Origin of the sequence: Sporolactobacillus laevolacticus DSM 442, assembly GCF_000497245.1 — a bacterium.
Taxonomy (GTDB): Bacteria; Bacillota; Bacilli; order Bacillales; family Sporolactobacillaceae; genus Sporolactobacillus; species Sporolactobacillus laevolacticus.
Genome location: NZ_AWTC01000006.1, coordinates 14,326 through 37,763 on the forward strand (window position 1 = coordinate 14,326; position 23,438 = coordinate 37,763).

At 38.4% G+C, this 23,438-nt stretch carries 39 protein-coding genes and 2 pseudogenes; 8 read left to right on the top strand and 33 right to left on the bottom strand.

Translation table 11 applies throughout. The annotated features are described in order from the left end of the window. Nucleotides 1-747: 747 nt before the first annotated feature. The 21 genes and pseudogenes from P343_RS37115 to P343_RS26565 all read right to left on the bottom strand — a co-directional run bounded on the left by P343_RS37115 (nucleotide 748) and on the right by P343_RS26565 (nucleotide 10,018). Nucleotides 748-891 carry a hypothetical protein gene (locus tag P343_RS37115; protein ID WP_023509802.1) on the bottom strand — a complete coding sequence of 48 codons (144 nt, stop codon included), beginning with the start codon at nucleotides 889-891 and terminating at the stop codon, nucleotides 748-750. Then, entirely contained in the window at nucleotides 881-1,279 is a 399-nt protein-coding gene (locus P343_RS26475) for a hypothetical protein (RefSeq protein WP_152525270.1), read from the bottom strand. The genes P343_RS37115 and P343_RS26475 overlap by 11 nt, the downstream gene beginning before the upstream one ends. Next, a complete protein-coding gene (locus P343_RS26480) occupies nucleotides 1,263-1,451 on the bottom strand; it encodes a hypothetical protein (protein WP_023509804.1) in 189 nt (62 codons plus the stop codon). Before P343_RS26480 ends, P343_RS26475 begins: the two co-directional genes overlap by 17 nt. Next, on the bottom strand, nucleotides 1,441-1,842 hold the full coding sequence (locus tag P343_RS26485; protein WP_023509805.1) for a hypothetical protein: 402 nt from the start codon (nucleotides 1,840-1,842) through the stop codon (nucleotides 1,441-1,443). Before P343_RS26485 ends, P343_RS26480 begins: the two co-directional genes overlap by 11 nt. Nucleotides 1,843-1,899: 57 nt before the next feature. Beyond that, nucleotides 1,900-2,196 carry a hypothetical protein gene (locus P343_RS26490; RefSeq protein ID WP_152525271.1) on the bottom strand — a complete coding sequence of 99 codons (297 nt, stop codon included), beginning with the start codon at nucleotides 2,194-2,196 and terminating at the stop codon, nucleotides 1,900-1,902. Between the two features lie 11 nt (nucleotides 2,197-2,207). Then, complete coding sequence (locus tag P343_RS26495; RefSeq protein ID WP_023509807.1) at nucleotides 2,208-2,450, bottom strand: hypothetical protein; 243 nt, start codon at nucleotides 2,448-2,450, stop codon at nucleotides 2,208-2,210. After that, nucleotides 2,431-3,815, bottom strand: a pseudogene (locus P343_RS26500) (phage portal protein). Before P343_RS26500 ends, P343_RS26495 begins: the two are co-directional and overlap by 20 nt. Next, nucleotides 3,799-4,968, bottom strand: a pseudogene (locus P343_RS37780) (PBSX family phage terminase large subunit). Before P343_RS37780 ends, P343_RS26500 begins: the two co-directional pseudogenes overlap by 17 nt. After that, nucleotides 4,965-5,342, bottom strand: a complete 378-nt coding sequence (locus P343_RS37675) for a hypothetical protein (protein ID WP_201767666.1) — start codon at nucleotides 5,340-5,342, stop codon at nucleotides 4,965-4,967. Before P343_RS37675 ends, P343_RS37780 begins: the two are co-directional and overlap by 4 nt. A 3-nt stretch (nucleotides 5,343-5,345) precedes the next feature. Next, on the bottom strand, nucleotides 5,346-5,699 hold the full coding sequence (gene terS, locus P343_RS37680) for a phage terminase small subunit (protein ID WP_201767667.1): 354 nt from the start codon (nucleotides 5,697-5,699) through the stop codon (nucleotides 5,346-5,348). Nucleotides 5,700-5,810: 111 nt separating this feature from the next. Continuing rightward, nucleotides 5,811-6,008 carry a hypothetical protein gene (locus tag P343_RS26515; RefSeq protein ID WP_023509808.1) on the bottom strand — a complete coding sequence of 66 codons (198 nt, stop codon included), beginning with the start codon at nucleotides 6,006-6,008 and terminating at the stop codon, nucleotides 5,811-5,813. After that, nucleotides 6,008-6,253 (bottom strand): hypothetical protein, encoded by a 246-nt coding sequence (locus P343_RS26520; protein ID WP_023509809.1) that lies wholly within the window; start codon nucleotides 6,251-6,253, stop codon nucleotides 6,008-6,010. Before P343_RS26520 ends, P343_RS26515 begins: the two co-directional genes overlap by 1 nt. A 55-nt stretch (nucleotides 6,254-6,308) precedes the next feature. Continuing rightward, nucleotides 6,309-6,791, bottom strand: a complete 483-nt coding sequence (locus P343_RS26525) for a hypothetical protein (protein ID WP_023509810.1) — start codon at nucleotides 6,789-6,791, stop codon at nucleotides 6,309-6,311. 239 nt (nucleotides 6,792-7,030) lie between these two features. After that, nucleotides 7,031-7,240, bottom strand: coding sequence for a hypothetical protein (locus P343_RS26530; protein ID WP_023509811.1), 210 nt, complete (start codon nucleotides 7,238-7,240; stop codon nucleotides 7,031-7,033). 475 nt (nucleotides 7,241-7,715) lie between these two features. Next, a complete protein-coding gene (locus tag P343_RS26535; protein WP_023509812.1) occupies nucleotides 7,716-7,895 on the bottom strand; it encodes a hypothetical protein in 180 nt (59 codons plus the stop codon). 72 nt (nucleotides 7,896-7,967) lie between these two features. Beyond that, the gene (locus P343_RS26540; protein ID WP_023509813.1) at nucleotides 7,968-8,285 is read right to left on the bottom strand and encodes a hypothetical protein; all 318 of its coding nucleotides are present in this window, start codon (nucleotides 8,283-8,285) and stop codon (nucleotides 7,968-7,970) included. A 2-nt stretch (nucleotides 8,286-8,287) separates the two neighbouring features. Continuing rightward, nucleotides 8,288-8,458 (bottom strand): hypothetical protein, encoded by a 171-nt coding sequence (locus P343_RS37120; protein ID WP_168371024.1) that lies wholly within the window; start codon nucleotides 8,456-8,458, stop codon nucleotides 8,288-8,290. A gap of 91 nt (nucleotides 8,459-8,549) precedes the next feature. Continuing rightward, nucleotides 8,550-9,044 (bottom strand): hypothetical protein, encoded by a 495-nt coding sequence (locus P343_RS26550; protein ID WP_023509815.1) that lies wholly within the window; start codon nucleotides 9,042-9,044, stop codon nucleotides 8,550-8,552. 7 nt (nucleotides 9,045-9,051) lie between these two features. Then, nucleotides 9,052-9,249 (bottom strand): XtrA/YqaO family protein, encoded by a 198-nt coding sequence (locus P343_RS26555; protein WP_023509816.1) that lies wholly within the window; start codon nucleotides 9,247-9,249, stop codon nucleotides 9,052-9,054. A 273-nt stretch (nucleotides 9,250-9,522) separates the two neighbouring features. Beyond that, nucleotides 9,523-9,774: a hypothetical protein gene (locus P343_RS26560; RefSeq protein ID WP_023509818.1), complete on the bottom strand. Its 252-nt coding sequence runs from the start codon at nucleotides 9,772-9,774 to the stop codon at nucleotides 9,523-9,525. Between the two features lie 46 nt (nucleotides 9,775-9,820). After that, nucleotides 9,821-10,018 carry a hypothetical protein gene (locus P343_RS26565; protein ID WP_023509819.1) on the bottom strand — a complete coding sequence of 66 codons (198 nt, stop codon included), beginning with the start codon at nucleotides 10,016-10,018 and terminating at the stop codon, nucleotides 9,821-9,823. A gap of 341 nt (nucleotides 10,019-10,359) precedes the next feature. Here P343_RS26565 and P343_RS26570 point away from each other — a divergent pair, with 341 nt between their 5' ends. Continuing rightward, nucleotides 10,360-10,587 (top strand): hypothetical protein, encoded by a 228-nt coding sequence (locus P343_RS26570; protein ID WP_023509821.1) that lies wholly within the window; start codon nucleotides 10,360-10,362, stop codon nucleotides 10,585-10,587. 460 nt (nucleotides 10,588-11,047) lie between these two features. On the opposite strand, the gene P343_RS26575 is transcribed toward P343_RS26570, so the two are convergent. The 3 genes from P343_RS26575 to P343_RS37610 all read right to left on the bottom strand — a co-directional run bounded on the left by P343_RS26575 (nucleotide 11,048) and on the right by P343_RS37610 (nucleotide 12,423). Beyond that, on the bottom strand, nucleotides 11,048-11,305 hold the full coding sequence (locus P343_RS26575) for a hypothetical protein (RefSeq protein ID WP_152525272.1): 258 nt from the start codon (nucleotides 11,303-11,305) through the stop codon (nucleotides 11,048-11,050). 696 nt (nucleotides 11,306-12,001) lie between these two features. Further along, nucleotides 12,002-12,157: a hypothetical protein gene (locus P343_RS37125; RefSeq protein ID WP_023509828.1), complete on the bottom strand. Its 156-nt coding sequence runs from the start codon at nucleotides 12,155-12,157 to the stop codon at nucleotides 12,002-12,004. 134 nt (nucleotides 12,158-12,291) lie between these two features. After that, entirely contained in the window at nucleotides 12,292-12,423 is a 132-nt protein-coding gene (locus tag P343_RS37610) for a hypothetical protein (RefSeq protein WP_023509829.1), read from the bottom strand. A gap of 311 nt (nucleotides 12,424-12,734) precedes the next feature. Between P343_RS37610 and P343_RS26580 the strand changes: the two genes are divergently transcribed. The 3 genes from P343_RS26580 (at nucleotide 12,735) to P343_RS26590 (ending at nucleotide 14,442) form a co-directional block, all read left to right on the top strand. Further along, complete coding sequence (locus P343_RS26580) at nucleotides 12,735-13,061, top strand: hypothetical protein (RefSeq protein WP_023509830.1); 327 nt, start codon at nucleotides 12,735-12,737, stop codon at nucleotides 13,059-13,061. A gap of 255 nt (nucleotides 13,062-13,316) precedes the next feature. After that, nucleotides 13,317-13,532: a hypothetical protein gene (locus tag P343_RS26585; protein WP_152525273.1), complete on the top strand. Its 216-nt coding sequence runs from the start codon at nucleotides 13,317-13,319 to the stop codon at nucleotides 13,530-13,532. 649 nt (nucleotides 13,533-14,181) lie between these two features. Continuing rightward, nucleotides 14,182-14,442 carry a hypothetical protein gene (locus P343_RS26590; protein WP_023509832.1) on the top strand — a complete coding sequence of 87 codons (261 nt, stop codon included), beginning with the start codon at nucleotides 14,182-14,184 and terminating at the stop codon, nucleotides 14,440-14,442. Nucleotides 14,443-14,793: 351 nt separating this feature from the next. Here P343_RS26590 and P343_RS26600 read toward each other — a convergent pair whose 3' ends face one another. Continuing rightward, nucleotides 14,794-14,994 carry a LexA family protein gene (locus P343_RS26600; RefSeq protein ID WP_023509834.1) on the bottom strand — a complete coding sequence of 67 codons (201 nt, stop codon included), beginning with the start codon at nucleotides 14,992-14,994 and terminating at the stop codon, nucleotides 14,794-14,796. Nucleotides 14,995-15,089: 95 nt separating this feature from the next. On the opposite strand from P343_RS26600, the gene P343_RS26605 reads away from it, so the two are divergent. After that, nucleotides 15,090-15,464 (top strand): YhjD family protein, encoded by a 375-nt coding sequence (locus P343_RS26605; RefSeq protein ID WP_023509835.1) that lies wholly within the window; start codon nucleotides 15,090-15,092, stop codon nucleotides 15,462-15,464. 31 nt (nucleotides 15,465-15,495) lie between these two features. On the opposite strand, the gene P343_RS36705 is transcribed toward P343_RS26605, so the two are convergent. Beyond that, the gene (locus P343_RS36705; RefSeq protein ID WP_023509836.1) at nucleotides 15,496-15,621 is read right to left on the bottom strand and encodes an FbpB family small basic protein; all 126 of its coding nucleotides are present in this window, start codon (nucleotides 15,619-15,621) and stop codon (nucleotides 15,496-15,498) included. 197 nt (nucleotides 15,622-15,818) lie between these two features. Further along, nucleotides 15,819-16,781 (bottom strand): ATP-dependent DNA ligase, encoded by a 963-nt coding sequence (locus tag P343_RS26610; RefSeq protein ID WP_023509837.1) that lies wholly within the window; start codon nucleotides 16,779-16,781, stop codon nucleotides 15,819-15,821. 532 nt (nucleotides 16,782-17,313) lie between these two features. Between P343_RS26610 and P343_RS26615 the strand changes: the two genes are divergently transcribed. From P343_RS26615 to P343_RS26625, 3 genes are all read left to right on the top strand, one after another. Then, nucleotides 17,314-19,176, top strand: a complete 1,863-nt coding sequence (locus P343_RS26615) for a T7SS effector LXG polymorphic toxin (RefSeq protein ID WP_023509838.1) — start codon at nucleotides 17,314-17,316, stop codon at nucleotides 19,174-19,176. A gap of 18 nt (nucleotides 19,177-19,194) precedes the next feature. Then, nucleotides 19,195-19,563 carry a ribonuclease toxin immunity protein CdiI gene (cdiI, locus tag P343_RS26620; RefSeq protein WP_023509839.1) on the top strand — a complete coding sequence of 123 codons (369 nt, stop codon included), beginning with the start codon at nucleotides 19,195-19,197 and terminating at the stop codon, nucleotides 19,561-19,563. Nucleotides 19,564-19,830: 267 nt separating this feature from the next. Beyond that, on the top strand, nucleotides 19,831-20,259 hold the full coding sequence (locus P343_RS26625; protein WP_152525274.1) for a YrhA family protein: 429 nt from the start codon (nucleotides 19,831-19,833) through the stop codon (nucleotides 20,257-20,259). A 37-nt stretch (nucleotides 20,260-20,296) separates the two neighbouring features. Here the strand turns inward: P343_RS26625 and P343_RS26630 are convergent, their stop codons facing one another. The 6 genes from P343_RS26630 to P343_RS26645 form a co-directional block, all read right to left on the bottom strand. Next, nucleotides 20,297-20,701, bottom strand: a complete 405-nt coding sequence (locus P343_RS26630) for a hypothetical protein (protein WP_023509841.1) — start codon at nucleotides 20,699-20,701, stop codon at nucleotides 20,297-20,299. Nucleotides 20,702-20,714: 13 nt separating this feature from the next. After that, a complete protein-coding gene (locus P343_RS37685) occupies nucleotides 20,715-21,806 on the bottom strand; it encodes a GH25 family lysozyme (RefSeq protein WP_023509842.1) in 1,092 nt (363 codons plus the stop codon). Beyond that, complete coding sequence (locus tag P343_RS26635; protein WP_023509843.1) at nucleotides 21,803-22,207, bottom strand: phage holin family protein; 405 nt, start codon at nucleotides 22,205-22,207, stop codon at nucleotides 21,803-21,805. The genes P343_RS37685 and P343_RS26635 overlap by 4 nt, the downstream gene beginning before the upstream one ends. A gap of 172 nt (nucleotides 22,208-22,379) precedes the next feature. Next, nucleotides 22,380-22,877: a hypothetical protein gene (locus tag P343_RS26640; RefSeq protein ID WP_023509844.1), complete on the bottom strand. Its 498-nt coding sequence runs from the start codon at nucleotides 22,875-22,877 to the stop codon at nucleotides 22,380-22,382. Nucleotides 22,878-22,923: 46 nt separating this feature from the next. After that, a complete protein-coding gene (locus P343_RS36710; RefSeq protein ID WP_023509845.1) occupies nucleotides 22,924-23,061 on the bottom strand; it encodes an XkdX family protein in 138 nt (45 codons plus the stop codon). Beyond that, on the bottom strand, nucleotides 23,061-23,426 hold the full coding sequence (locus P343_RS26645) for a hypothetical protein (protein ID WP_023509846.1): 366 nt from the start codon (nucleotides 23,424-23,426) through the stop codon (nucleotides 23,061-23,063). Before P343_RS26645 ends, P343_RS36710 begins: the two co-directional genes overlap by 1 nt. Between the last annotated feature and the right edge of the window lie 12 nt (nucleotides 23,427-23,438).

The following is a 23,438-nucleotide window of genomic DNA, read 5'->3' on the forward strand; positions in this document are numbered from 1 at the left end:
CAATTTAAGCCATTGATGATCGCCACCTTTAGTGAGATAGGCAAAATAAAAAGACCTTTTCAGGTCTCCTTAGTTTGCTGATTCAACTTTAGCAATTCAAGATATTCATCGATCGTTTCAGCAAGCAAACAATTAATTTCATAGTACCAATATAATTCTTTTTTGTCTGTTTAAATATGATCCGATCCAATATACCGATATAATCATTACCAAGATAATTAATAGATATAATGGCCATGAATAAGCACCAAGAATAAGTTCCGTTATTTGTGAAGGTTTACTATTAAAATGATTTGAAATGTAGTTAGATAATGTACCAATCATACTGACAGCAATACTTATAAAGCTACCTATGGATGCAATCAAGATTGCAGTTCCTTGTTGTCCTACTCCATCCATCCCTTTGTGAACTAATATCGATCCTTCAATTCGTTTTAACATTTTTTTAATTCATTAGTATTAAACCTATTAGCAAACTCCTTTTTAATCATTTCTTCTCTGCTAAAAGTTAGCCTTTTAACTCTTGTGCTTTTTTGGAATATCAGACAATACATCTGAAATTACTTTTTTCGATAATTTCAGTACTGATTTTGAATCTGCTAAATCTTTATTCATTATGATCACCTCATTATTATATCGATCATTATAAGGTGATAATTAACAATTTTTAACGACTTACGGCAGGTCCAAGAAGGCATAAAAAATAAGCCTTACGCAGGCTCAAGCGAGATGAATGATCACCTCCTCTCAAACAGAATCATTTCTTTTTATTCCAAAGGTTTCCTTGACTAGCTTGTTACCGTCAAAAAATCGACGGAGAATGAAAAATGCTTTTTCTTCTGGAATTTCAGTTTTCCGGTCAATCGATAGATAGAATGTTTTAACTTCCAATGTCACGACCTTCTTTCACACCGTACTTTTGCAATACCGCATACCGTTCCGGAAAGAAAAATTGAATGGTTCTCCGCTCGATACTGCCTGGGCTCCAGTGGTACATAATTGTTTCCGCAATATCCTCATAGATGTCTGTCTTAGCATAGTCCGTAATATGCGCGGCGTCTTTCTTGGCTGCCTTCTTCCAGTCTTTCAAGAATTGATCACCAAGAGTTTCTTGCAAGGCATGTGCCGTATCGTGCCGGCTCGTACCCGCAAGTAGTGTATTTCGCTGATCATTATCCAGCCAATCATTTCGGTACAGTTCAATGTTTTTGCTTTTGAGATCAAAACCACCAATGGCCGAATCGAAAATCTCACCTTCAAGTTCATCGTAAGGTATCAAGTACATGGATTTCTTTAATCACACTCCGATGTTCCTTCGGAATCTGATTGATGAAGTTTTTTACATCATCAATGGAGAGCTTCTGCATATCAGTATCAAGATCAACCAGCTGCACAATAGGGACACCAGATGAAATGTCCACCCTTGCCGCGCGCTCTGATTCATCTAGCATCTTTGGTTATCACATCTGGATTACTCTTTGGCATCCTTTTATCACCGATCCACTCATCATATGACTGAAAAGGAATGGTTACACTCGGCGCGCTGGTTTCCTTTTTAGCCTGTTTCTCCGCCTGTTTTTCGGTCATTCCGTCTGCCATAAGCTGGATTCCGATTCGATTTGCCAGCTTCTGCTGATAGGCAGCGTCCTGATAGTCTCTCGCTCGGCGTGTGTCCGGGAGCTGACCATTCACCTTGAATATTTTCACACATCGGCATTGACAATCTTCATTCGTCACGCCGAACAGGTGCGGCCACTTTGCTTTTAATCCATGGATATGAAAGTATCCATCTTTATCAGCTTCCTGCCCGTCCAGCTTACGATGATTCGGTCGTGTACTCATGTCCGGAGAACGTTATGCCAAGTTGGCAAACAGAGTTCAAAAAGCTGTTGGGTTTAGTCATGCAAAAGCATGCAATGTGGTGAGAACAGAAGCTGGCCGGGTGCGGTCCGTTGCCCGTAACGAAAGTGCCGATATCGCAAGCAAACAAGCTGATCTTGTTGGCGTATGGAATGCAACGCTGGACATGAGCGATTGGCTGATCTCAAGATCATTTTTTCTCACAATCTCATTCCGATGTGTTTCCATCAAGGACGGAAGTGTCAGTTTTGGTATTGGATTCTTGACCGCCGCTTGGATCACAGAGAGCGGTGGAATCGTCACACCTAGTGGCGTTTGTGCCGCAAGCTCAAACAAATATGATGACTTCATAAAGTTTTGCAAATACACATTTCAAGCAATCCCTGTATGTTCGTGAGCAGCTGCTGATATCGATTAAAGTGATTCAGGTCCGTCCATGACAATTCACCTTCTCCGTTGGAATATTTCTGATACATTGTTGCAATTTGATTCAAGATCGTTTTTAAACGCACGGCGAACAGCTTGTCCATGTCACTTACAGCGTTCTCAGTCATCCGATCTAGTGATTGGTCAATTTCCTGTTGGTTCACCGCCATCACCACCTTGACCGCTGTCTATCGGTGGTAGATTGCGTGCGTATTCATCCTGATCCTTTTGCATTTCTTCGAGTTCATAATCAACATCATCAACAAACGAGAGCAGTGAAAGTCGTGTTTTCTCGCTCACGTTCCCTTTTGATGCGGCTGTCGCTTGTGCTTCCTCAAGGATGTTTGCCGGTAAGTTACGCTTGAACCCGAACCAAACATTCAAATATGCTCTTTCTTGCAGATACCTTTCTTCTCCCATGCTGAGCAGAGTACCTTGAATTGATATCGAAGTGCAACCGTCATCTTACCTTCCATCGTCACGCATTTGTTTTCCAAGGCAAGCAGTTTAAATTTCATTGCCACGCCGCTGACATTCCCCGCGAATTCCTCATCACCAAAGTTAACCGACTTGGCATACCTCAAGATATTCTGTTCTAATCTGTCTAAGTGATGCTCAATCAGCTCGTCATTAACCTCTTTGTTTAGGTACTTGATGTCGTCACTGTCGTCCATGAGTTCAAAAACCCCTGTTTTTTTCAGGTGCTCTGTATCTTCTTCATCCAGTGAAGCACCTTTAAGTACTAAATAAGCTAATCGATACTGTTCAATTTCATTGCTGGCATCACTTAATGTCCGATCATACGCATCAATGAGAGAAATGACTTTTTCGGCATCACCCATGAGTTCTTTGTTGTTCGGAATGCCTAATAATGGATTGTAATCAAAGAGATGCGCTTTTTCTCCATCTAATCGATACTCTCCACTTTCATCGGAGAAGAAATAGACAGTCTGATCATCATAAAATTCAGCGTAATTATGGCCATCCAACCGGTAATAGTACAGCGAATAATCCGGACAGGTGATATCTTTACCGATGAGTACAACATGCCAAGGCTCAATACATTCTGAATTTGGTTCACCGTCTGGATCAATAAAAACAAGCCGTGCACCATAGCCACAAATTGCAGCGAATTTACCACACTCAGCATCTTGATCCGATGCATTGCTTCGCAGAAGAAAGGATTGTATCTCGTCGTTCCAAGGTTTGTTTGCCTTATCAGCTTCATAAGTAATCGGATGACCGAAAATATAACCAATCTTCGTGTCCACAATATCGGAATCAAAACTGTTATTGAGCATATTGTTAACCTTGTCATCAAGCCGAAACACATTCTTTGATTCGCCGGTTCCATAATTGATCGGGCTACGATTGAATATTTTGGGGCCGTTAGGCTTCACACAGTAACGATCATAGAGTTGCTTCAGGTGATCATGTCCTTTCTGGTGATCACCGATGATTTCTTGCACTAATTCAGCTGTAATTCCTGTCTGTTCGATTTTCTTGATGTACTTAATAAACTGATTCATCAGGTTCCCTCCTTCCTGTTCTGCGCCTCATTGGACGGTTATTCGTATAAATTGCATAACGGATAGCATCTAGCACGTCATCCCAAAGCTTTACTTGTTCTCCGGTTGTCTCGTTCCAGACGTACATATAAGTCTCTTTTTTGAAGCGTTGGACACGTTCTTTCACGATAAATAGCTTCTTTCGTTTAAACAGTCGAGCCACCTCTTCAATCCCTGCAATAACTGCCTTATCTGCGTTATAAGCTTTGAAGTTCTCTATTCTCAGCCGAATGATGTGTTCCGGACGCGCTGTGTAGCAATAAAAATGGATGTTTCCATAACGACTTTTAATGCCGCTGGCCACATCCACCCAATAATCGATTTCTTCAAATTGTTTTGCGTGTTCCTCAATCGACTCCGGCGAAGTATCTTACAAAATTGATCTCGCTCAACTTAGATTACTGATGTAGTGAATATCCTTGTTGAAATCCTTGTATACAACGCCTTCAGCAGCGCACCACAGACCATTAATGTCTCGGTCATAGAACATGCCACTCGGCGTTGTCGCCTTTATATTCTCCCGGTACCTCTTATTTAGGAACGTGTTATCATCCAAAACAAAGTGAAAGTCCACAATACTTTTATCCGGATTGTCGATGTAATCTCGCTTTAGCCAACGCTCCGGTTGATCCGGGCTCGTATCGATCAGAATTCGTGCTCCGTTGGCAGAGCACCGGGATTTGATTTCATTAAAAACTTCCTCATTGGCAAGCGAATCTTCATTAATGTATGCGCCGTAAGCAGTCATGCCTCGAATTCTGCTCAAGTCGTTGATCTTGCTGTGACCCGTGCACACCACAAGCACACCGAACAATTTGAATCGGTTGTACTTATCCATGTGGAAGTTAATGCCGTATTTGTTGGTCAACTCAATTAAGACGTTTTTTGCTAGGTTTCCTAGGTTCGCGCCAGCAAGAATGTACTGCGGATTCTCCACGCCTTCATTCGTCGCAATGCGTTTGACACATTTCAATTCATACAGGAACAAGTCATTGTCGATAACCGTCTTACCGGTTCGCTTCGCCCCGTGATTAATCAGCATGAAATAATCATGGTTGAAGGCATATCGAAGAACTTCCTGCTGCTTCGGCGTATAGAGTTCACTCAGAGTCATCGCTGAACGCCTCCTCCAGCTTGTCTAGGAGATTGCCAACTTTGTCCTCTGTATTTTCCCCCAGTATCGGTTGATGCCCGTATCTGGTCAATACGAGCCTGCATGAGTTCCAGCTTCTTCTTACGCTCATCTTCTTCGTTTGCGATAGCCAAGAATTGTTTTATCAGCGCTCTCAATTCGCCCATAGCCCGACTCTGAGCATTTAAAAAGATCGCCTGTTTATCCCAAGCGAACTGTAATTCATATTCTTCTTCGGAACTGCTGCCACTTTGAGAATAGGATTCTTTCGTACGTTTAAGTTCTTTTGTTAAGTCGTCTTTATCTGTAACAAACTTAATTCTTTGTGCTCTGATAATAGCTGTGTACTGAATCATGATCTAATCCCCTAACATATCTTCAGGGGGACGATCCTGAATTTCATTCATGATGTCGAGTGATTCTTCAGGTAGATACTTAGAGAAGAACCCGAACTTTAAAGCATTTGTGTTCCTCTTAGGTGGCCCTTGTCCCTTTGCATTTTGGTTTCCAGGTTGCCCTCCAGGATGCCCACGAGTATGTTTAGGAGCGCTCCCTTTTAATTCGTTATCCCATTTATCCTGTGCTTTCCACTTGCGGATGGTGCTGGGTGTGACGTTCATTTGTTCAGCAAGATCAACTAATTTCAATTCGCCTTTGCTATTCAGCCATACGGATTTCGCTTCATCTCGTCTTGGATCTCTTGGTCGTGGCACTGCATTTCACCCACCTCCGGATTAAATGTCGTTTGTTTTGGGTAAAAGAAAAAGCACTCTAAATGAGCGCTTTTATTACATCCATTTTTTCAATTCTTCTTCATCAATATATTACATTAAATTATATTCAATCAGCTTGCTTCTTGCTTTTATAAGGAGCTTCACACTTTTTTTCTTATCACTTTTTATATCTGAATCATAGAAGTTTTTAATTAACGCAATCAGAATTTCTTCAGGACCAGCTATCGATGTGTTCATTTTGATTTGATTATATCTATTTGCCAACTCATCAAGTTTTGTTTTATTCATCAACGGTCCTCTCCATTATTAACTTTTTCTTTCATTATTTCATTTCTATCAATCTGGACAGCATATATTTCAGAGCACATTTGATTTGAAAATGGAGTATGAACTACTAATTCTACCCTATACCAATCACCCTCTGAAGATAAACAAACATATTCACCTTCAACTGGGATTCTCTCAAACTGATAATATTGATTAGCCCAATCATGTTTTTCTTTACTGTGTAAATGAAATAATACAGGTTTCATCGCTATCATCTCCTGCATTATAGTTTACTACAATAGGAAACAGTTTCCAATAAAACTAGAGTGTCCCACATTGTCTGCTTTTAATATACATGTCTAGCAATTCATTACCAGAAAACTCCTTGATTAGACTTAACTGTTTTAAATTAAACCACCATGTGCTTTCCGTATACCATGATAAAAAATGTGAAGATGCTCCACTACTTTTTACTGTTTTAAGATAATCAAAACATAGGTGTATACCATCAAATTCCTTTTTTAACTTTGCATAATCTCCACAGTAATCAATCATGAATATTTCTTCTTTTTCAAAACTATTTATATGAAATAATCTTGAATCCTCATTTACCTCAAATAAATACCCTTTGTCGTATATCAGAAATTCTTCTGGTATCCATCCTTCAATAATCCAGTGAGAGCCTTTTCCCTTAATGAATGATGACGTCCAAAATCCTCCCCTGCGTCTATCTGATTCTCTGATGGTAGAATCTATTTTTTGAGATTTGAACTCTGATAGTGATACAAACAACTGATCTTTCATTTTACCTGTCCCCTTTAACCAATTATCGGATAAAGAGAGAATAAATCAATATAAAATTAAAACACCCCCAAAGGAGTGCATTGCAAATAAATTAATCTTTTAACAGTAATTCTTTAAGTGCAGTATCAAAACAAAGGAATAATGTTTCAAAACTACCTGGTATTGTATCAATTGAACAATGATCAACGAAGTAACGAGTAACAATATAGCTTGTTCTCTTCAAGCCAACTTTGCTCGTTTTAGTAAATTTTATCTGGTTGCCAATTATGTCTACTTTTATAGTACAAATCAGGAAATTTTATGAGAGTTTCTTCTTCGTCATACTGAATTTCCGTATTACTTGTGTGTTCTTTAATTGGTTTTAATACACTATTAATTGCGTCAGTAACTTTTTTTGGATCGGCATTTACCTTCCCTATTTTACCTAGATATTCAAAATACCAGCTCATATCTAACATCCCCATTCTGCAGATTAACAATATATTCCACAAAATAGGACAATGTTCCTGCACATTCGCAAAATAAAAAGGTGGAAAAATTCCGACATAATCAAGTTATTCCATAAATATAATCACTCTAAGAGCCAACCACTCTATCACCACAACAAGAAGAGGAGCGATTTATTTATGAAAAAATTGTTCAAGATTAGACTGGTATTTTTTCACTTCTATTTAGAACTATACGTTCTGTTCCTATTAAGTCTCATGATTACTTGTATCACAGCCATTTTTTTACATCTCTTTTAATGATGATCAAACACATGGTTGTAATACATCAAGAAAGTAGGGATCTTGTTTCCCTGCTTTTTTGTTTTATTTAATTTATTTGTATTCATGAAAGTTAAAAAAATGATATTTATATATTATTTAATAAAAAACCAGCACCGCAAGGTGCACAACGTCTTCGCTTGTTGTTCAGTGGGCTTTACCTCTCCAACCCACCTGCCATATTACCATTATAATACAGATTTTCAATGAAAAAGTTCCTTTTTGGTTCCTTAATTAATATATTATCTTTAATCATTTGGTTTTGGATAAAGTATGCAGCGAGCGTGATCAACAGCCTTTTTTCCATTCCGCATACTGATTTTCTTAATCCAACCATAACTGTACCCCAGTTTGTCCGATATCTCAGCAAGTGTCAATCCTTGAAGGCGCCAGTATGCAACTAGATAATCTAGTCCTTCAAACTCATCAAGCTTTTCTCCATTTTCGCTTTAACTCGTTCTTTATCATCCATAACTTTTCTTAGTATAATTAGTTTATTATCTAGACTCGTGATGTGATCTAGTGCACGATTAAATGGCATCAGCGTGAAATTATGGCTTACACGGTCTTCATCGTAGTTCGCGGCCCTAATCATTCCCCTATGCTGTGTTGACATCTTCCAGTAATACTTGCGCTCACTTTCCAGTTGGCTAATGCGCATATCTAAGAGATCAATTTCACGGCACAAGTCGCGGTACTCGGTAATTGGTAACAGATCAGCAGTCATCCTTATCGCCCCTTCCTACGTACAGCATGGTTATGTCGTTCATATCTCGGTTGGTCAACACCCATCAAATTTTCGATCGTCCGTCTGGACAGCTTTTCAGAACGATACCCTTGTTTTTGCGAACGATTAACCTCTGTATTGATTCGTTTTCTTCTTTTTTCGGAACGATTCACGAATAAGCCCCCTTTTGAGCAAATAAAAAAGAGGACGCAGAAACAACGGCGTTTAACCGTCATTCCAACGTCCTCCAGCTGACTGGTAGAACTAAAACTTTATAAATTTATAATCCTCAACTGTTAAATCTGTATCTTGGAACCCTATATCCTTTCTCATTTCCAATACGCACTTAGCAAATAGTTTTTGTTCTTCTAATTTTTTTTGATTTTTTTCTTCATCAGATAATTTCTCTATTTGCTCATTATAAGTAATTTTGAACTGCATGTATTCAGACAATGAATGTTGAACTCTGTCGCTCGACCATAACCAAGATTGATCATAAGCTTTTAAAAACTTTCTTTGATTATCTCTACTTTCATGTGCATTAAAACCGTCATCCTTAATAAATATTCTCATTGAATTTACTAACTCAATATATACATCTCTTTTTTGGACTAATTTATCTTGATTTTTATATTTTTTAAAATCGGCTAAAGCTCCAATGCCACCAGATAAACTGTCATTTATCCCTTTTTTAAAGAAAATCATAATCAACAATAATCCCAACAAGATGATTTCAACAATTTGCAATAATATATTCATGATTAGTTTAGAACTCCTCCCCCTCGTCCCACTTAACACGCTTCACCTTGCCCTGGTGCGTGACAATCGTTGTCTCTCCATGCTCAGGCAAGTCTGTAAATTTCACTTTCCCGTTCCCAATCACAATCACTTTGTTATTTATTCCCATTATATCAACATTCAGCTGCATTGTGGCTGGATCTGTCTTCATTTCTTTTAATCTCACGGTAATCCATCCTAATGTGGTAAAATTAGGTATCGGTTGATCGGGAGGGATCATGATTTTTTTATAAGGAGATGCAGTCCTTGTGAGTTATAAACACTATCTGTTCATGGCAATTCCATTTGTAACTGCCTTTATCTTAGTAACTTTATATGCTCCTGATTCTTTTAAACGGTTGGCATTTATTCTTATCCTGATTCCTATTGTCACTCGTGGAGTAGTTAACTTCGTGCTCAAAAGGAAAGAGAGAAATAAACAGTAGTGTCGGAATGTGAATTATTCGTCATCAAAATCTTCTTCTATTTCTTCAACGGCAATAAACTCTTTTCTGCACTTTGGGCATTTTGCAATATGGTTAGGTGCGTCATCATATAGCCTGAATTGGTTGCCTTCACCGCAATGAGTGCATCTCCAATAACCTTGAACATAACCAGATCGTTTTTCTGGCTGATCTTCGTTTACTGCAAACACGGTATATTCTTTATGCGCATATATATCTTTGTATTGAAACGGAACAATAAATGACATAGATTTTTCTCCTTCGCTTTATTTGTCAACAGCGTCGAACTGCGAATTACTTTTTTATCAACCGAACATGATTTTTGATATGAACGGCTGCTAACCGTGCTAACCCATCACCGAATCTCTCAAGGTCTTTCCATTCGTCGATGGTTATTGAATCACACAGACTATTAAACTCTTCTTGGCCACCATACTGCTTGGCTTCAACCATCTTACTGATTATTTCATGTACTGGTGTATTCATTACCATCATTATCCCTCCTCGACGCAGTGTCGAAATGTGCATTAAGGTAACTTGATAAAATTGATAATTACAATCGAACCTTCTTGATAATTAAGATCTTTTTCTAAACCTTTGCTAATTTCTTGAATGTCGTTAATATCTTTGATCTCGTTTGTTCTGTGATGTTCTAAATTTCCAAATCCAGCGTGTGTTCTAAGATTGTCCACTGTAAACAACTTGATAAGAAATGAAATATTTAATCATGAATTCTTCTCCCTCGCTTTAGTTGTCTAATTTGCAACATTCAGATCATTCCCGCCGCATTCCGGAGTATAATAAAACAAAAGTAAGTGTTTGGAGCTGATCGAATGTTTCAGAGTGTTTTAGCTAAGTTCAAACGTCATTTTAAGACAAAACGCTTTTTATATTTGGAACTCCCTTATCTGGTGATTGGGGCTTTGTTTCTAATCTTTGCTCCATACAAATATCACCATTGGATCACCTATTTTATTTTGGTTTATGCACTCATCGCATTAATTGTTGACTTTATCGATTTTGATGCCATAAAAAAACATGATCAAAACAGCAATTCCTGAAATATCCCCTGACCATCACATCTTGAAAGGACTGCATAAATTTGAACTGGAGTCTCTATACCATTCTAATTATTCCTGCCCTTATCAGTTTCATAATTATAGGGATCTTTTTCCGATCTAATTATTTCTTAATCCCCATTGTTGTAGCAGTTTTTTGGACCCTGTACTATTCTATCAATTACGTTCAACACAGAAAGAAAAATCGCAACCAAAACAACGATTCCTGATAAAACCCATCCGCGCTTATCTCAACGTCCCATCAAGAAGCAGTACGATTTCTCGATCTTCAAATTCTTTAATAATGCTCTCATCTGTAACGATCTTTCCCTCTTCTTTCAGAACACCGATCTTTCTCATTGGCGTGGCAACCTTTTGAATGATTGCGATCCTTTCAGTTGATATGAAAGATTACTAGATTCAATCTCATGTTCAAGTTGCATGCCACTGTTTGGGTATGTGGTCATCCACACCACGCTCCTCTAAGCGCTATCGGTGCTTTCTGCTGACCGTAATCTTTAATCAATTGCCCTGGTCTGCCGTACTTCTTGTGTAATTCTGTAAGCTCTTTGTCCGAAAGAAAGTAACTAGTAACCGGCCCATTCGCAGGGTTAACCAGTGGCTTATGTGGCTTTGGTGGTCTTGGAGGCCGCTTTTCGCCTTTCTTGGTGCTGACCACTTCATCGGGCGTCCACTTTTGATAGTGGATCCGGTGCTGCACATTTGCTTTGCTTATCCCATTTTTCTTCATCTGCTCCAGTATTTCACCATCAAAAACGGATGACCGTCAACATAGAATGGCTTTAACATCTTTTCCACCTCATTTTTAATAAGAACTCATTTTTCCTTAATCCAAATTTAATAACTTTTTGGTAGAATTAACTTTAGAGAGGGTGACACAAGTGGTCACCATCAGTATTGGCGATGGAGGGGCCAATGCTTATTTCCTTTACATAAGAGTGGGAGAGTTCAGTCTCCCTAATATGATGCATATTTTTTTGCCGGCCGGATTACTTGCAGTTATGTTTATTACTTTCTATTAAAATCGACAAACACAATTTTGTCGTTATTTTTCATCTCTTCAGGTTGCCAACTTATCCAGCTATTAAGAGCTGACCAGACAAGAAACACCATAATCAGAATAAGAATGATAGTCATGGATTTACACCTTCAACCATTATTTTTCACTCAGGATTCCCAAAGCTGACCTTTTTCATGCTCTCGCCTCAGCCAGCTTATGGTCAATCTACAAGTTATTCATCATCTTCCTCCTCGTCATCGTTCAGGCTAGCTTTCATCCACTGTGCATCTTTTCTTGAAATAGCGAGTTGAACAGGTTTGGATTCAAAGTCATCGTTGGTCATACCATGCACTAGCTTTTTTCACTGTAAATCCAGTTACTGCCTTTTCCCCTCCATCATTGCTCACGCCGCTGCGCCTTCTTTCCCTGCTTTTTGCGTGGGCGATTCTCCTTCTCGCAGTCCTCACACAGCCGTGGATAGCCTGGTTCTTCACCATCGATCAAGCTGCCGCATCGTTCGCAGTAAAAGCCGTTTAGCTTTGGTTCAGGCATTCAACTGAGCTCCTCTCTTCAAGTTCACTTTCAGCTTTGCCAATTCACCGATGAAAAAGCACTGCTTGCCTAGACCATCACGTTTGGAAGTTTTTACATGTTTTCCAGTTCAGCAATTCGTTCCTGGATCTCGTTCAACTTGTCTTCACCTCGTTTTCTTTTTTTAGCTGTTCATAGGTTGCAACGAATCGTTCAAAGCGTTCCGGGGACAACCTTTTTTCATGGCCTCCATGAGCTTGGACATTTTCTGACTCTCGGTCATCCATAAACCATCGCTTTCTCAATTCCGATCATAAATGAAATAGGAGCAGTCAAAAGAAAAGTCGTAAAAATGCATCAAGGTTTTAAAGACAAACCAGAATTGTTATCTTTCTACCTTCCCTCTACCTAGGAACTATTACATGGTTTAAGTGATCATTTAAACGAATTAATAAAAAAAACTGGTGAAATTGATGAATTCTTAATTGATGATTTAGATATTTGGTGAGAATTAAAGGAAAAGATTTTACTCGAGGAAAAAGAAGTAATTAAGCTTAACTATTTTGCTAAAGAACTAGCCCTGAGCAATAGATCCGGAATGGATGAAGTCATTTTTGAGAGTTCAATCATTGATAAACCAATAATTACAGCTGATAGAAATACAAGAAAATTACTGACAGAAAGAGCGAAAATTCTTATTCAAAGTACAGACTTCATAGAAGGTAAAGCAGCAATTAGAGAAATCGATTTAGATAATAAAACTGTTACTGCCCGACCGCTGAGTTTCAAAGATGCGGAGATCGAAGATATTACTCTTAAGATACCTAGCGATATTTCAACGGATACACTAATGGCATTTGCTGCAAAAATTGTTTATATCAGTGGATATTTAATTTTAAATTTAAAGGTGAACCGATTGATGTAACAGTTGAAGATATCAGATTAAACCAATCTGAAGAAAATAATTCTGAGTAAATTAATTGTTTCATCTGAGACGCAACGTATCATGAATCAATTAGTTGCTCAACTTGCTGAGAATGGTGAATCTCATGAGATCAAAAGTTTACTATGAGGGGAGCGACCATGAAGGAAATTTATACCCGTTTGGTACACAATCGAAGGATTACTCAATTGGGAAAAACCTACATTTTATTTTTTGGTCACGACCCCATTTGAGCGAATGGATAGTATCCAATTTGACGACGAGCTCATAGGATGTTCTGTATTTGCTCAAGAACTCCTTCCGAACGAGAACAAATCCAATCAATTAGGCATTAACCTCGGTGCCGTCAGAAGCCGAATTGGTGAACTTGTTGAACCGTATAATGTCGAACGGTTGATAATTCAAATCACGGACATCGAAGAAATGCTTCATGCAGGAAGCGAATTATTCTAGTGGCACTAAATGTTCGCTATAACGTTCCTCTGTACATGCTTTGCCACATTACTTACAGTGCCATAGAAAGGAATATATGTGGCCAGATATGAATCGTACAAAACTAAAAAAGGTGAGCGATAGAAATTTACCATTGAGAATGGTATTGATCCCCGAACTGGAAAAAGGGACAGAGTTGTTCACCGTCACACAATTACACCTTTTTTCGCTAAGCTGGAGTCGATCTTCCTCGCATTATGAACCAATTGGGGCACATTGACGACATGATAACCAAAAAATTTTATCTCCACGTGACAAAAACTAGAAAAAAAGAAGCTTCTCACAAGTTCGGAGAACACATGAGAAGCGGTAATTTATAAATTGTGGCACACGGATGGCACATATTCTTGCACCATCTCTCATAATCCCTTATAGCACAAGGGATTACTTCATCTTGCTCATCATGTCCATCATTTTACTCATACATTGCCCTTAAAATATGTATGAAAATGCGTTAAATAAAGTACTTCATATATAGATAAAATAAGGAAATAGTCATTTTAGATATAAATGCGTATTTATTCATGAAAATAAAAATGAGAAGTTTTTGCTACTTTTTTATCACCATTTTACGGATGATTCCCCTACTTAATCTGTAGGAGGCGATAAAATGAAAAATAAATATACTTACACGGTAAAAGAAATCTTTGAACAAGGATTATTTACTGATTGGGAGCTCGAATCGGTTGTTTATGAATCGAACGAAATGTGGCATTTAACTTTTGAATGGGTTGGTTTTCTTAGAGAGAGCAACTGGTCCATTTATCTTGTCCATGACCCTGAGATAAAACAGAAATTGCTCTTATCATTGAAGAGATCCGAGCTGCGTAAAAAAATCGCGAATGATAGTAAAATGACAAAAATCCATTGATTGATGAATAGTACAATGTAAAAATGCTGTTTTTGGACGCTTTTAATCGTTTACATTTGCAAAAATATGATTTGCAGCGCTTGAATGGACTATGGATAATAGTTATGGGGATAAGTTGCTGGGGGCATCGACATAAGAAAATACCCGTCCATTTGGAGGTGGATGGGTATTTTTATGCGCTTCTTATTCTTCGCTGTGCAAGTATGCCGTCTTTGGAAAAGATACGAACCGTTTTACGTGAGTAGCAATATGCTTTTACGTACGTTTCCCCTACCAAGATCACACGAACTTGACGCTTGTAAAACTCACTTTTTTTTGACTGATATATGATTTCTAAAATATCGCCCCGCTTCATGATACTATCCTCACAGTACGCGGGCAACCTTCTTCAAAATCAACACGGCCATCTCTTTTTAAGCGTTCTAAATGTCCCTGCACCGTACTTGTAGATTTGAGATTCACTGCATCTGCCAACTCACGTACAGATGGTGCATAGCCATGTTCTTCTGTTAGTTTATTTACTGCATCTACGATCAATTCTCTTCTGTTCATTCTTCATCACCTCATATTTATTATAACGAACATATGTACTTATTTCCAGTATTAAAAGAACGTTTGTTCGTGTATAATATTGGCAGGTGATGCACATGCAAGGTTATTTTCCAGAATCTGAGCTGACCGATGATGAACGAATCATCATAGCCAATTACATGCTCCTACCTTATATTAAACGTGCGCTTGAGGTTGACCGTAAAGCCATATTTGCATCCGGGCTTAAATTTAAAACCTACTACGTTGAGCAGCTTACCGGCGCAATTGACAAAGTGGCGAATGACATACGCATAAACAAGAAACAGGTATTCGACAACCATATCAGGCTTACCCGTAAGAGTTGGTTAGAGTACGACGTCTACACACGTGGTCGGTTGTTTAATTTTGTGTATCATAAGAGTATCGCTGTAGACTGGATCAATCAGCATGTTAAAGACTATTTTCCACAAGAATTAGATGTAATTATTTAATATGTATCCCGGCAAAGCCAGGTATTAATCATTATTTTGAATTTTTAACATGTCGAGCATCAATCTTCAATTCAATTCTTTTGAGTTGATCATGATCGTTCAGAATTTCATCTTTATTATTTTTAATCAATTGAGTAAATGTTAATGTTTTCTTCATCAGGGTTCTCCCTCTCTCCTAATTTGTCTATCCTCAATATAAGTTCGCAATGAAATGTTCATTTGTGAGCGTTTTCATAAATTATGTATCCCCGGTCAACGCCGGGGGTTATTATGTATCCCGGCGAAGCCGGGTGTTGTGCTCCCCACAACTTTGTGTCTGATACATCATCATTATACAACTTTTGCTCTAGTCACTTATCCCAGACCGGTGCTTATACTACATTTTTCCGCAGGATAATCTACAAATGCCTGAATGCTTGGCTGCCTGAGACTATGTCCTTCCGGCCATTCGATGTATTGAACCTTGACCGTTAGTGTAGGCTTAATCCACTGGGCACTCTTCGCTTTTTCCGGAGCATTTATGAATGGTCTTTCTTTAATTTTCAGGGGATCAATCAACCGTGTGAACGCCTCCCATTCAGTATTTGACAGCTTACCGGTACCGGCATGACCGATATAGACAAGTTCGTTTTCTTCATTATATAAGCCAAGGAGTATTGAGTTCACGATACCCTGACGATAAGTTACTCCCCCGATAACCGCAATCAGATCCTTGTAATTTTTTATTTTACGCCAGCGTGAATCTTTTCCTGAAAGTACGTATGTGCTATCCATACGTTTAGAAACGATACCCTCCATGTTTTGATCTTCCATAACCTCAAATAGCTTCTTTCCATCAGGTTGAGATGATACAATCTGAACATTTTGGGTTGGCAATATAATACTGGAAAGCAAGATTTGTCTTTCCTTAAGTGGACGGTCGTTAACCCACTTTCCGTTAAAATAAATCACATCGAAAATCATGTAAAAGATAGGCACCGTCTCCATCATTGTCGTTACCCGACCATATTTCCGGATCCCATCGCGCCGCATAACTTCATGAAAGGAAGGTTTACCATCGCTACCCAGTGCGATTACCTCTCCATCAAGGACAACGGTTTGAGCAGTGCAGTACTTACTAATGTCAGTGATCTCCGGATAATTTTGGGTTCGTTCGTTCATTTTCCGGTTATATAAGAGAACTTCTTTTCCGTCATAATAAGTAAGAATCCGAACACCATCCCATTTGACTTGATGAATCCATTTCGGACTGTCTGGTATTTCATCAACAGTCACGGGTTCAAAGGGCACTATTGGTTTTAGGTTTAGGGCATCCATAAAATAAGCACTCCCAAATTTTGTACATCATAACAAACTTATAATGTGCTATTCCCTGTTTTTGCATCACATTTTTTATAGAAACAAACCAAAATAATTCTGTACTTAAAATTTTTAGGCAGCGGATGCAAAAACCTGCACACAACAAATGGATAAAACAGCACAGCAGATAGCAGGAACTTTCAATCCACAAGGTTAATTATTTGGAAACCTATAAATAAGTCCTCCGATTTAAGAATGGCTGGGGGTTTATTAGTTGTACAATTTATATTTTCAGTATTAAGTTGACATAATACAATTGTTTCCCCAAACTCAACTGCCCTCACGCTTCGGCGTGGGGATTTTTATTAGTTAATAAGTCCTTACTTTTTCGATTGAACTTGTCGAATATCATCGAATGAAGTCACATTTACAAGATTCAATAGGTCATCCTCCGCATTAACATAATCAGTCCGTTCGTCTAGTATTTTAGATAAGTTTATGAACGAAAATTGATCTGTAATTTGAATGAGGTGATTTAATGAGGATAAATATGGGCGGAGCAGGTTCTGCAGGCGACACAAAAACCTATGATGCTGAATCGCTCATCGCTGCGGCAAATGCTCAGGCGAAACACTACCAAACACTTCGCGGTCAATTCCATACGTTGCGCTCAGCGTTTAATCAGATTGTGGGTTTAGGTTCTGATTTTCAAGGGCATGGCGCCGATGCGATCAAAGGCTTCTACGCAGCACAAGTGAATGTTGTTGACGCCTGGCTGCGGCTAATTGATAAAGAGATCGCTTATTTTCGTGGAGTTGCTGGCTCTATTGATGATAAGAATTTAGGTGGAAACACGCAGGTTCAAGTGCCTTTTCTGGACGAGGATCTGTCCGTCGGCTACATCCGATCGAAGGAAATGATTGCCGATCAACGGGAAGATATTTCGAAAATCTTGGACAGCATCTCTGATCTTGTTCCAATCAACGTCTTTTCTACTCAAGACGTTGATCACGCGCTTGACGTAGCTGAAGAAAAGCGAGCCAAAATGGTACTCGATGTTCAAGATCTTGATCAAAGTCTGACGAATGAATACCGGCAAGTCACCGAAGATCTACCATCCATTAAGGCTTTATACGAAGAACTGATAAACTCTACCCGGCAAGGTGTCGATGTTCAACCCATGCATTTTAACACTGAGGCTTATTATCACAGTAATATCTACCAAGTCCAAGATGAGATGGAGCAGAATACGCTAAACTATCTTCATGAGAAACAAAAACAGGAACAAGCTCGGGAAGTAAATGAGCAACAAGAGCAAACGAAAAAGATTTACAAGGATGCGCCAGATGGCATAAAATCACTATACAAGCTCTTTTCTTTTGGTATGCAGGTAGGTATCGGAATTGATATAGCCAGTCGGCGATTTATAAATGATAATGTAGATGGAATCAACGAATTAAGGCATCATCCAATAAAATCAGCAATAGCAATCTATTCAGCAGTAACAAATTATAAACAAACGGCAAAACTAATCAAAAAGGCAATTGAATCATCGTTTAACCGATACGTGATTCATGGAAATACAGTCACCCGAGCCATGTGGATCACCTATGCGACAGAAACAGTTGCCAGTTTCTTCATCGGGACAAAAGGAATCGATAAAGCAGACAAAATAGTGGAAGTAAGCAGCGGCATGAAAAGTGCTGCAAAAGTAAAGGCTATCGAGACCGCAAAACGATTAAAAAAAATAAAGGAAGCATCATTAAAAGAGCCCATCCTCGCCTATGCTGGAGGGAGCCGCATTCCGTTCAATACCATTGATACTTCTAATTTAAAAAACCACTTAATGAAAATCACGGATGGTACTGAAGAAAACAGTTTCATCAATCGTATCAATAATGCCAGAAATTTGATTCAGCAAGCATCGGTTAAAAAAGTTAATAGTTTATCGAAGGGAATTGGTAAAAATATTACTTTTAAGGCAGGATACGATACACATTTATTCAAGGTACAAGATATAGTTAGAAAGAAAAACAAAGGAATTGTCGGTGGACATAATTTAGATAACTTTGAAAAAGCATTTAGGGATCGTGGTTGGGATGTGGAGGATTGTATTATTTCTAAAAAAGCGCATCCTTCTGTACTGGGAGTATATGAGGTGCAATATCGATTACCAGCACTTGATAGAGAGGGGAACATTATTGCTGGTCAGTATAAAAATATACCTAATCCTAAAACTGTCTATGACCCAAAAGTTATTTCTAATGCACAAATGCTAGCATGGGGCAGAGAAGCAATGAGAAATGGCATTATAGATGGTAGAGAGATTACAGGATACGCTTCAAATGGGTTGAAATTTAAAGGCTATATCGAAAATGGTAAAATTATAAACTTTTTCCCTACGCTAAAATAATTTTTAGGAGGATTTGAAATGCAAGAGAGTAAAAAAGAAAAATTGTTAAAACTTTATTATTCCCATATTGGAGATGGATATTTTTTAGATGCTTTAAATAAGTTTAGTAACCGACAGGGTTTTGGTATAGAGGACATTTGGTGTGTATTTGCAAATGAATATAAATCGTGGGAAGAAGACTATTTTGGTGAAACAGGTGTGGCTTATTATTTTGATTATCCTGCTGTAGAAAATGACGAAGTTATAACTTTAGATGAGAAGTCGTTCTATATATATTTGTTAGATGCTAGTGAAGATTATTTAACGCGAAATCCAACTGATGAACAAGAGGTTAAAAAATACTTAAAAATAATCAAAAGTAAATTGAACATTACGCAGATTAAATAGAGTTGTAGGGTAAAAGAGAAAGAACGATAATTAGGCAATATGACATTCTAAACTAATGAAGTATTGTTACAGGTAACATCCAGAAGATGTAAATTTAAAAGAACATCTATTGCTGTTTCACGAAGAATGAACCATACCGTAAAGTCATTACTCATTATCAAAGATTTAAAACAGGTCACTTAAAAGAAGGCGAATCCATTGATTTTCAATGGCCTATTCCTCAAGAATATATATATTCATTTGAAAAAACCGAAAAGAGGAATGATTTTGTCTGAAGTAATGGTGAAGCTTGAAGAACTGCAATCTAATTTTTGTTATACAATCGCTACTCCCGCTAAGAAAGAAAACATAATGATCATAAAAAAATGGGTTTCTGATAATGTAGCTCTGGATTTGTGGTTCCCTGAATATGAAGAATTTCTAAAGCAAAGAGACGGAATAGAATTTGATGGTTTAGTGATTTTTAATTCAGATCCTAATGATGCCACAAAAGGTTTTATTACTGCAAACGAAATTTGGAGAGCAGACTCAAATTATTCTCATTATGTTTACTTCGGAGACACCGATATATCTTGGTTTGCATATGATCTTAACAAAAAAAAATATGTTGAACTAGATAAAGCAAGTTCAGATTTTATCGAGTCATTTGATAGTTTTAATCAAATGTTAGAAAACGTTATCAATAATCTACTATAAATTATGTATCCCGGCATAGCCGGGTATGAATCATATGTTATTTCTGTGCGGTTGGCGACTGAACAGCTTGACATCCAGGTATTGTGGATTGTACTGCATTGACCACTTCTTTAAGTTCTTCATCACCAACTGTTTCCGCTTCGCTCAATAGTTTGGCCACTGTTTCCTTGTCTACCTTAAAACCCTGCTTTTGTGCTGCCGCGGCAATAATCTCCGCACCTTTGTCGATCGTCTCCGGCGATGTCAGTACCTCTTTAGCAGAGTCCTTTACGTCCTGCACTAGCTTCTCGAGTGCTGGCTTACTCTGTACAAAAGCTTCCGCCTTTTTGAGTTTCGCTAGATCAATATGATGTTTAATGTAAATAATAAAAAAGCCACCTGCTACGGTGACAATTGCTTTTACTGTATCTGTTAGACCACTTGAAATGATTGATTGGAACATGTAAATCTCTCCCTTATTTTAATTTAAGTTTCTGACCAGGATAAATGGTGTCGTTATGCAGGTGGTTCATATTCATAAGTTGCTGTACTGTTGTATGATTGTGTTGAGCAATGTCCCAGAGTGTATCGCCTTTCTCGACAACATGAATTGGATGAGATGCTTTCTTTTTAACAACCGGATTTTTCTTCAGGTCTGCGATCGCTTTTTCAAGAGCTGTAGCTGTCTTAGGCCCAAAGATGCCATCAGCTGTAAGCCCATGTGTCAGCTGGAAGCGACGTACCGCATCTTCTGTTTTCGGACCATAAACACTGTCACATCCATGGTTAGATGCTTTCTTGTCTGGGTAGAAAAAGACACTGGCCAGATTCTTTTGCATGGACAGCACTGCTAATCCTTTGTCACCTTTTTTCAGAACGGATTCGGAGGACTTAGGCTTTGACTTTTTGGATGGCTCCGGTTTAGCTGCAGCTGGTTTGCTTTCATTTTTCGATGTATCATCAGTGGATAAGATCGCGTCTGTATAAGCAATGTTCACATCCACATTTCCAGAAATCCCAGGCACCTGAGCGCTGGATGTATGCTGCCATATGTCAGCATTGCGACCGAGTACATCATTATAGCGGGCAATCCATTTGAGGATGCCTGGTCGAAGATCTTGCTCATTCAATCTGTTCTCGAAGAATGATTTTCCGGAATAGATACCATGCTTCGTATAACCATTTTTGGCCAGTTCATCTAAGAACTTATTTACATAGCTTGTTAGTTTTCCTTTATCTGAGGTCAATTTTGCATACTCGACATCAACAAAAAGATAGCCCTTCACAGCAACACCCTGCAGGTTTTTTAGAAACCATTGTGCTTCTGCTCTAGCATCACTTTCTGACACGCCACGAAAGAAATGATAAGCATGTGTTGTTAGTCCAGACGCATTCGCTGCAGTGACATTCTGCGCGAAATACGGATCCAGGTACCGTGATCCCGCTTCATTCCCTTCAGTAGCTTTAACGATTACGAATTTGTTGCCTGAATCCTTAACTTTTGCAAAGTCGATCGGACCACGATCATTTTGATAATGAGAAACATCAATACCTTTGATTTCTGTCATTTCTGATCACCTTTCCGTTTTAAAATTTGTACTGCGTTTTTAATCTGATCCGGTACCGGCAAACCAGTACGACCAGCGTTCTCAAGAATCGAAAGCAACTCATTTGCAATATAGAAATAAATAGCCGCTGACATTATAACCTGGTCAACGCCTATCGCCAGGTCACATAAATGTGCGCCTGCAACCACAAAAAAGAGCATCACCTTTTTGGCGATACCCTTGAATCCTACTTTGCTTGATAATGCACCTGTGTAAGATGCGGCAAGCAAGCCGGTCACATAATCAATTATCACGAACGTAATTAACACTTTAAGCAACGGTGACCACCCTCCATATAGATAGCCGGTCACCGCTCCGAGAAGTGCAGCTGCAGCCCGATAGACAAATTCGTATTTGTTCATTTGTTCGCCTCCTGATTTTGGACGTAAAAAAACGGACCCATAGGGGGATCCGGAGAGGGAGTTAAAATTTTGATCACTTTATATATCGGTTTTAATCCTATCAATTTAAGTCATGATCGTTCGCCACCTTTAGTGAGATAGGCAAAATAAAAAGACCTTTGCAGGTCTCTTTTCAGAATGAACTTTTTCGTAGAGCCTTCTGAATTTTAATTTTTTCTCTTATTTTCTTTTCTTTGGTTTTCAATTCTTCACCTTTGATTTTCTCTACTTGCTCTATTTCTTCGATGCATTCCTTAACGATTATTTTATAACCATATTTTGCTCTTGAATCCTTAAAATAGAAATGGATTATAAGGATAAGAGCAAGAAGCATCAATATTCCAACAAATATACTAAACCTAAGATTTAGCTTGGAAAATATTGATGCAAATGTTCCTATAGATGCAAAATATATTGATAATGCTGTTAAACTTCTGTAAAGGTGTTCATTCGATACATCCAATCTGCAGAACATTCTTATCAAAATTTTTTTGCTAAATTTCTCCTTAAGAACCTTTTTGAATTCATTTTGTTTTTTCAAACATTGATTGTATGGTTTTTTAATGCCATTGTCTTTTCCGATGTCATTTAAATAATTTATGAGATTATTAATTTCATCGTAATTTTCCATCGCGAATTATCCCCCTCTTTAACTATCGGTAGATAATCGCCATCAATTAAGCGACAGAATAATCTTGACCAGTGATCATTTTGTAATCATCTGCCGTGATCCACCCGGCTATGACAAACACCTTCATTTGATCGTTTGTATAGTAGCCTTTCTGGTAATAATTAGTAATCCATGATTTCCACATTATGAAGCACCTCCTTGTGATTGTGCAAGCTGTAGCATAATCGCAGCGTTCTGATTTTGCATATCCTTAATCGTCTGCTCTTGCTGAGCGAGTTGCAAAAGCAACTGCGCGTTCTGCTGCTGTGAGATTTCGACATCGGTTGGACCTCTTTTCACTGGATCAGGCGTATATTCCTCGAAGATTTCTTCAAAGGTCGTTCCTGACACGTTTTTAACCTTGTATTGTTTCCCCTGTGCTCGCTGTTCGAAGAATTGATCGTAGATATCGTCAGAAATCGCAATATCCGTATCTATAATTTGATTAATTTCATCGTCCTTAAATGCTGGTAACTGATTATCATTCACAGATAAATATTTGTTGGACAACTAGATCCACCC

Bases quoted from the DNA above. Each gene is read 5' to 3' on its own strand.
- P343_RS26580 (WP_023509830.1), top strand. From the start codon at position 12,735: ATGGATGAAGTCATTTTTGAGAGTTCAATCATTGATAAACCAATAATT.
- P343_RS26480 (WP_023509804.1), bottom strand. From the start codon at position 1,451: ATGCTAGATGAATCAGAGCGCGCGGCAAGGGTGGACATTTCATCTGGT.
- P343_RS26630 (WP_023509841.1), bottom strand. From the start codon at position 20,701: ATGTTCCAATCAATCATTTCAAGTGGTCTAACAGATACAGTAAAAGCA.
- P343_RS26535 (WP_023509812.1), bottom strand. From the start codon at position 7,895: ATGGTTGGATTAAGAAAATCAGTATGCGGAATGGAAAAAAGGCTGTTG.
- P343_RS26515 (WP_023509808.1), bottom strand. From the start codon at position 6,008: ATGAATAAAACAAAACTTGATGAGTTGGCAAATAGATATAATCAAATC.
- P343_RS26560 (WP_023509818.1), bottom strand. From the start codon at position 9,774: ATGTCATTTATTGTTCCGTTTCAATACAAAGATATATATGCGCATAAA.
- P343_RS26530 (WP_023509811.1), bottom strand. From the start codon at position 7,240: ATGAGCTGGTATTTTGAATATCTAGGTAAAATAGGGAAGGTAAATGCC.
- P343_RS26550 (WP_023509815.1), bottom strand. From the start codon at position 9,044: ATGAATATATTATTGCAAATTGTTGAAATCATCTTGTTGGGATTATTG.
- P343_RS26565 (WP_023509819.1), bottom strand. From the start codon at position 10,018: ATGGTAATGAATACACCAGTACATGAAATAATCAGTAAGATGGTTGAA.
- P343_RS26585 (WP_152525273.1), top strand. From the start codon at position 13,317: ATGGATAGTATCCAATTTGACGACGAGCTCATAGGATGTTCTGTATTT.
- P343_RS26540 (WP_023509813.1), bottom strand. From the start codon at position 8,285: ATGACTGCTGATCTGTTACCAATTACCGAGTACCGCGACTTGTGCCGT.
- P343_RS26485 (WP_023509805.1), bottom strand. From the start codon at position 1,842: ATGAGTACACGACCGAATCATCGTAAGCTGGACGGGCAGGAAGCTGAT.
- P343_RS26570 (WP_023509821.1), top strand. From the start codon at position 10,360: ATGTTTCAGAGTGTTTTAGCTAAGTTCAAACGTCATTTTAAGACAAAA.
- P343_RS26590 (WP_023509832.1), top strand. From the start codon at position 14,182: ATGAAAAATAAATATACTTACACGGTAAAAGAAATCTTTGAACAAGGA.
- P343_RS26600 (WP_023509834.1), bottom strand. From the start codon at position 14,994: ATGAACAGAAGAGAATTGATCGTAGATGCAGTAAATAAACTAACAGAA.
- P343_RS26525 (WP_023509810.1), bottom strand. From the start codon at position 6,791: ATGAAAGATCAGTTGTTTGTATCACTATCAGAGTTCAAATCTCAAAAA.
- P343_RS26610 (WP_023509837.1), bottom strand. From the start codon at position 16,781: ATGGATGCCCTAAACCTAAAACCAATAGTGCCCTTTGAACCCGTGACT.
- P343_RS37675 (WP_201767666.1), bottom strand. From the start codon at position 5,342: ATGATTCAGTACACAGCTATTATCAGAGCACAAAGAATTAAGTTTGTT.
- P343_RS26520 (WP_023509809.1), bottom strand. From the start codon at position 6,253: ATGAAACCTGTATTATTTCATTTACACAGTAAAGAAAAACATGATTGG.
- P343_RS37125 (WP_023509828.1), bottom strand. From the start codon at position 12,157: ATGCCTGAACCAAAGCTAAACGGCTTTTACTGCGAACGATGCGGCAGC.
- P343_RS26615 (WP_023509838.1), top strand. From the start codon at position 17,314: ATGGGCGGAGCAGGTTCTGCAGGCGACACAAAAACCTATGATGCTGAA.
- P343_RS37610 (WP_023509829.1), bottom strand. From the start codon at position 12,423: ATGGATGACCGAGAGTCAGAAAATGTCCAAGCTCATGGAGGCCATGAA.
- P343_RS36705 (WP_023509836.1), bottom strand. From the start codon at position 15,621: ATGAAGAAAACATTAACATTTACTCAATTGATTAAAAATAATAAAGAT.
- P343_RS26635 (WP_023509843.1), bottom strand. From the start codon at position 22,207: ATGAACAAATACGAATTTGTCTATCGGGCTGCAGCTGCACTTCTCGGA.
- cdiI (WP_023509839.1), top strand. From the start codon at position 19,195: ATGCAAGAGAGTAAAAAAGAAAAATTGTTAAAACTTTATTATTCCCAT.
- P343_RS26605 (WP_023509835.1), top strand. From the start codon at position 15,090: ATGCAAGGTTATTTTCCAGAATCTGAGCTGACCGATGATGAACGAATC.
- P343_RS36710 (WP_023509845.1), bottom strand. From the start codon at position 23,061: ATGTGGAAATCATGGATTACTAATTATTACCAGAAAGGCTACTATACA.
- P343_RS37685 (WP_023509842.1), bottom strand. From the start codon at position 21,806: ATGACAGAAATCAAAGGTATTGATGTTTCTCATTATCAAAATGATCGT.
- P343_RS26640 (WP_023509844.1), bottom strand. From the start codon at position 22,877: ATGGAAAATTACGATGAAATTAATAATCTCATAAATTATTTAAATGAC.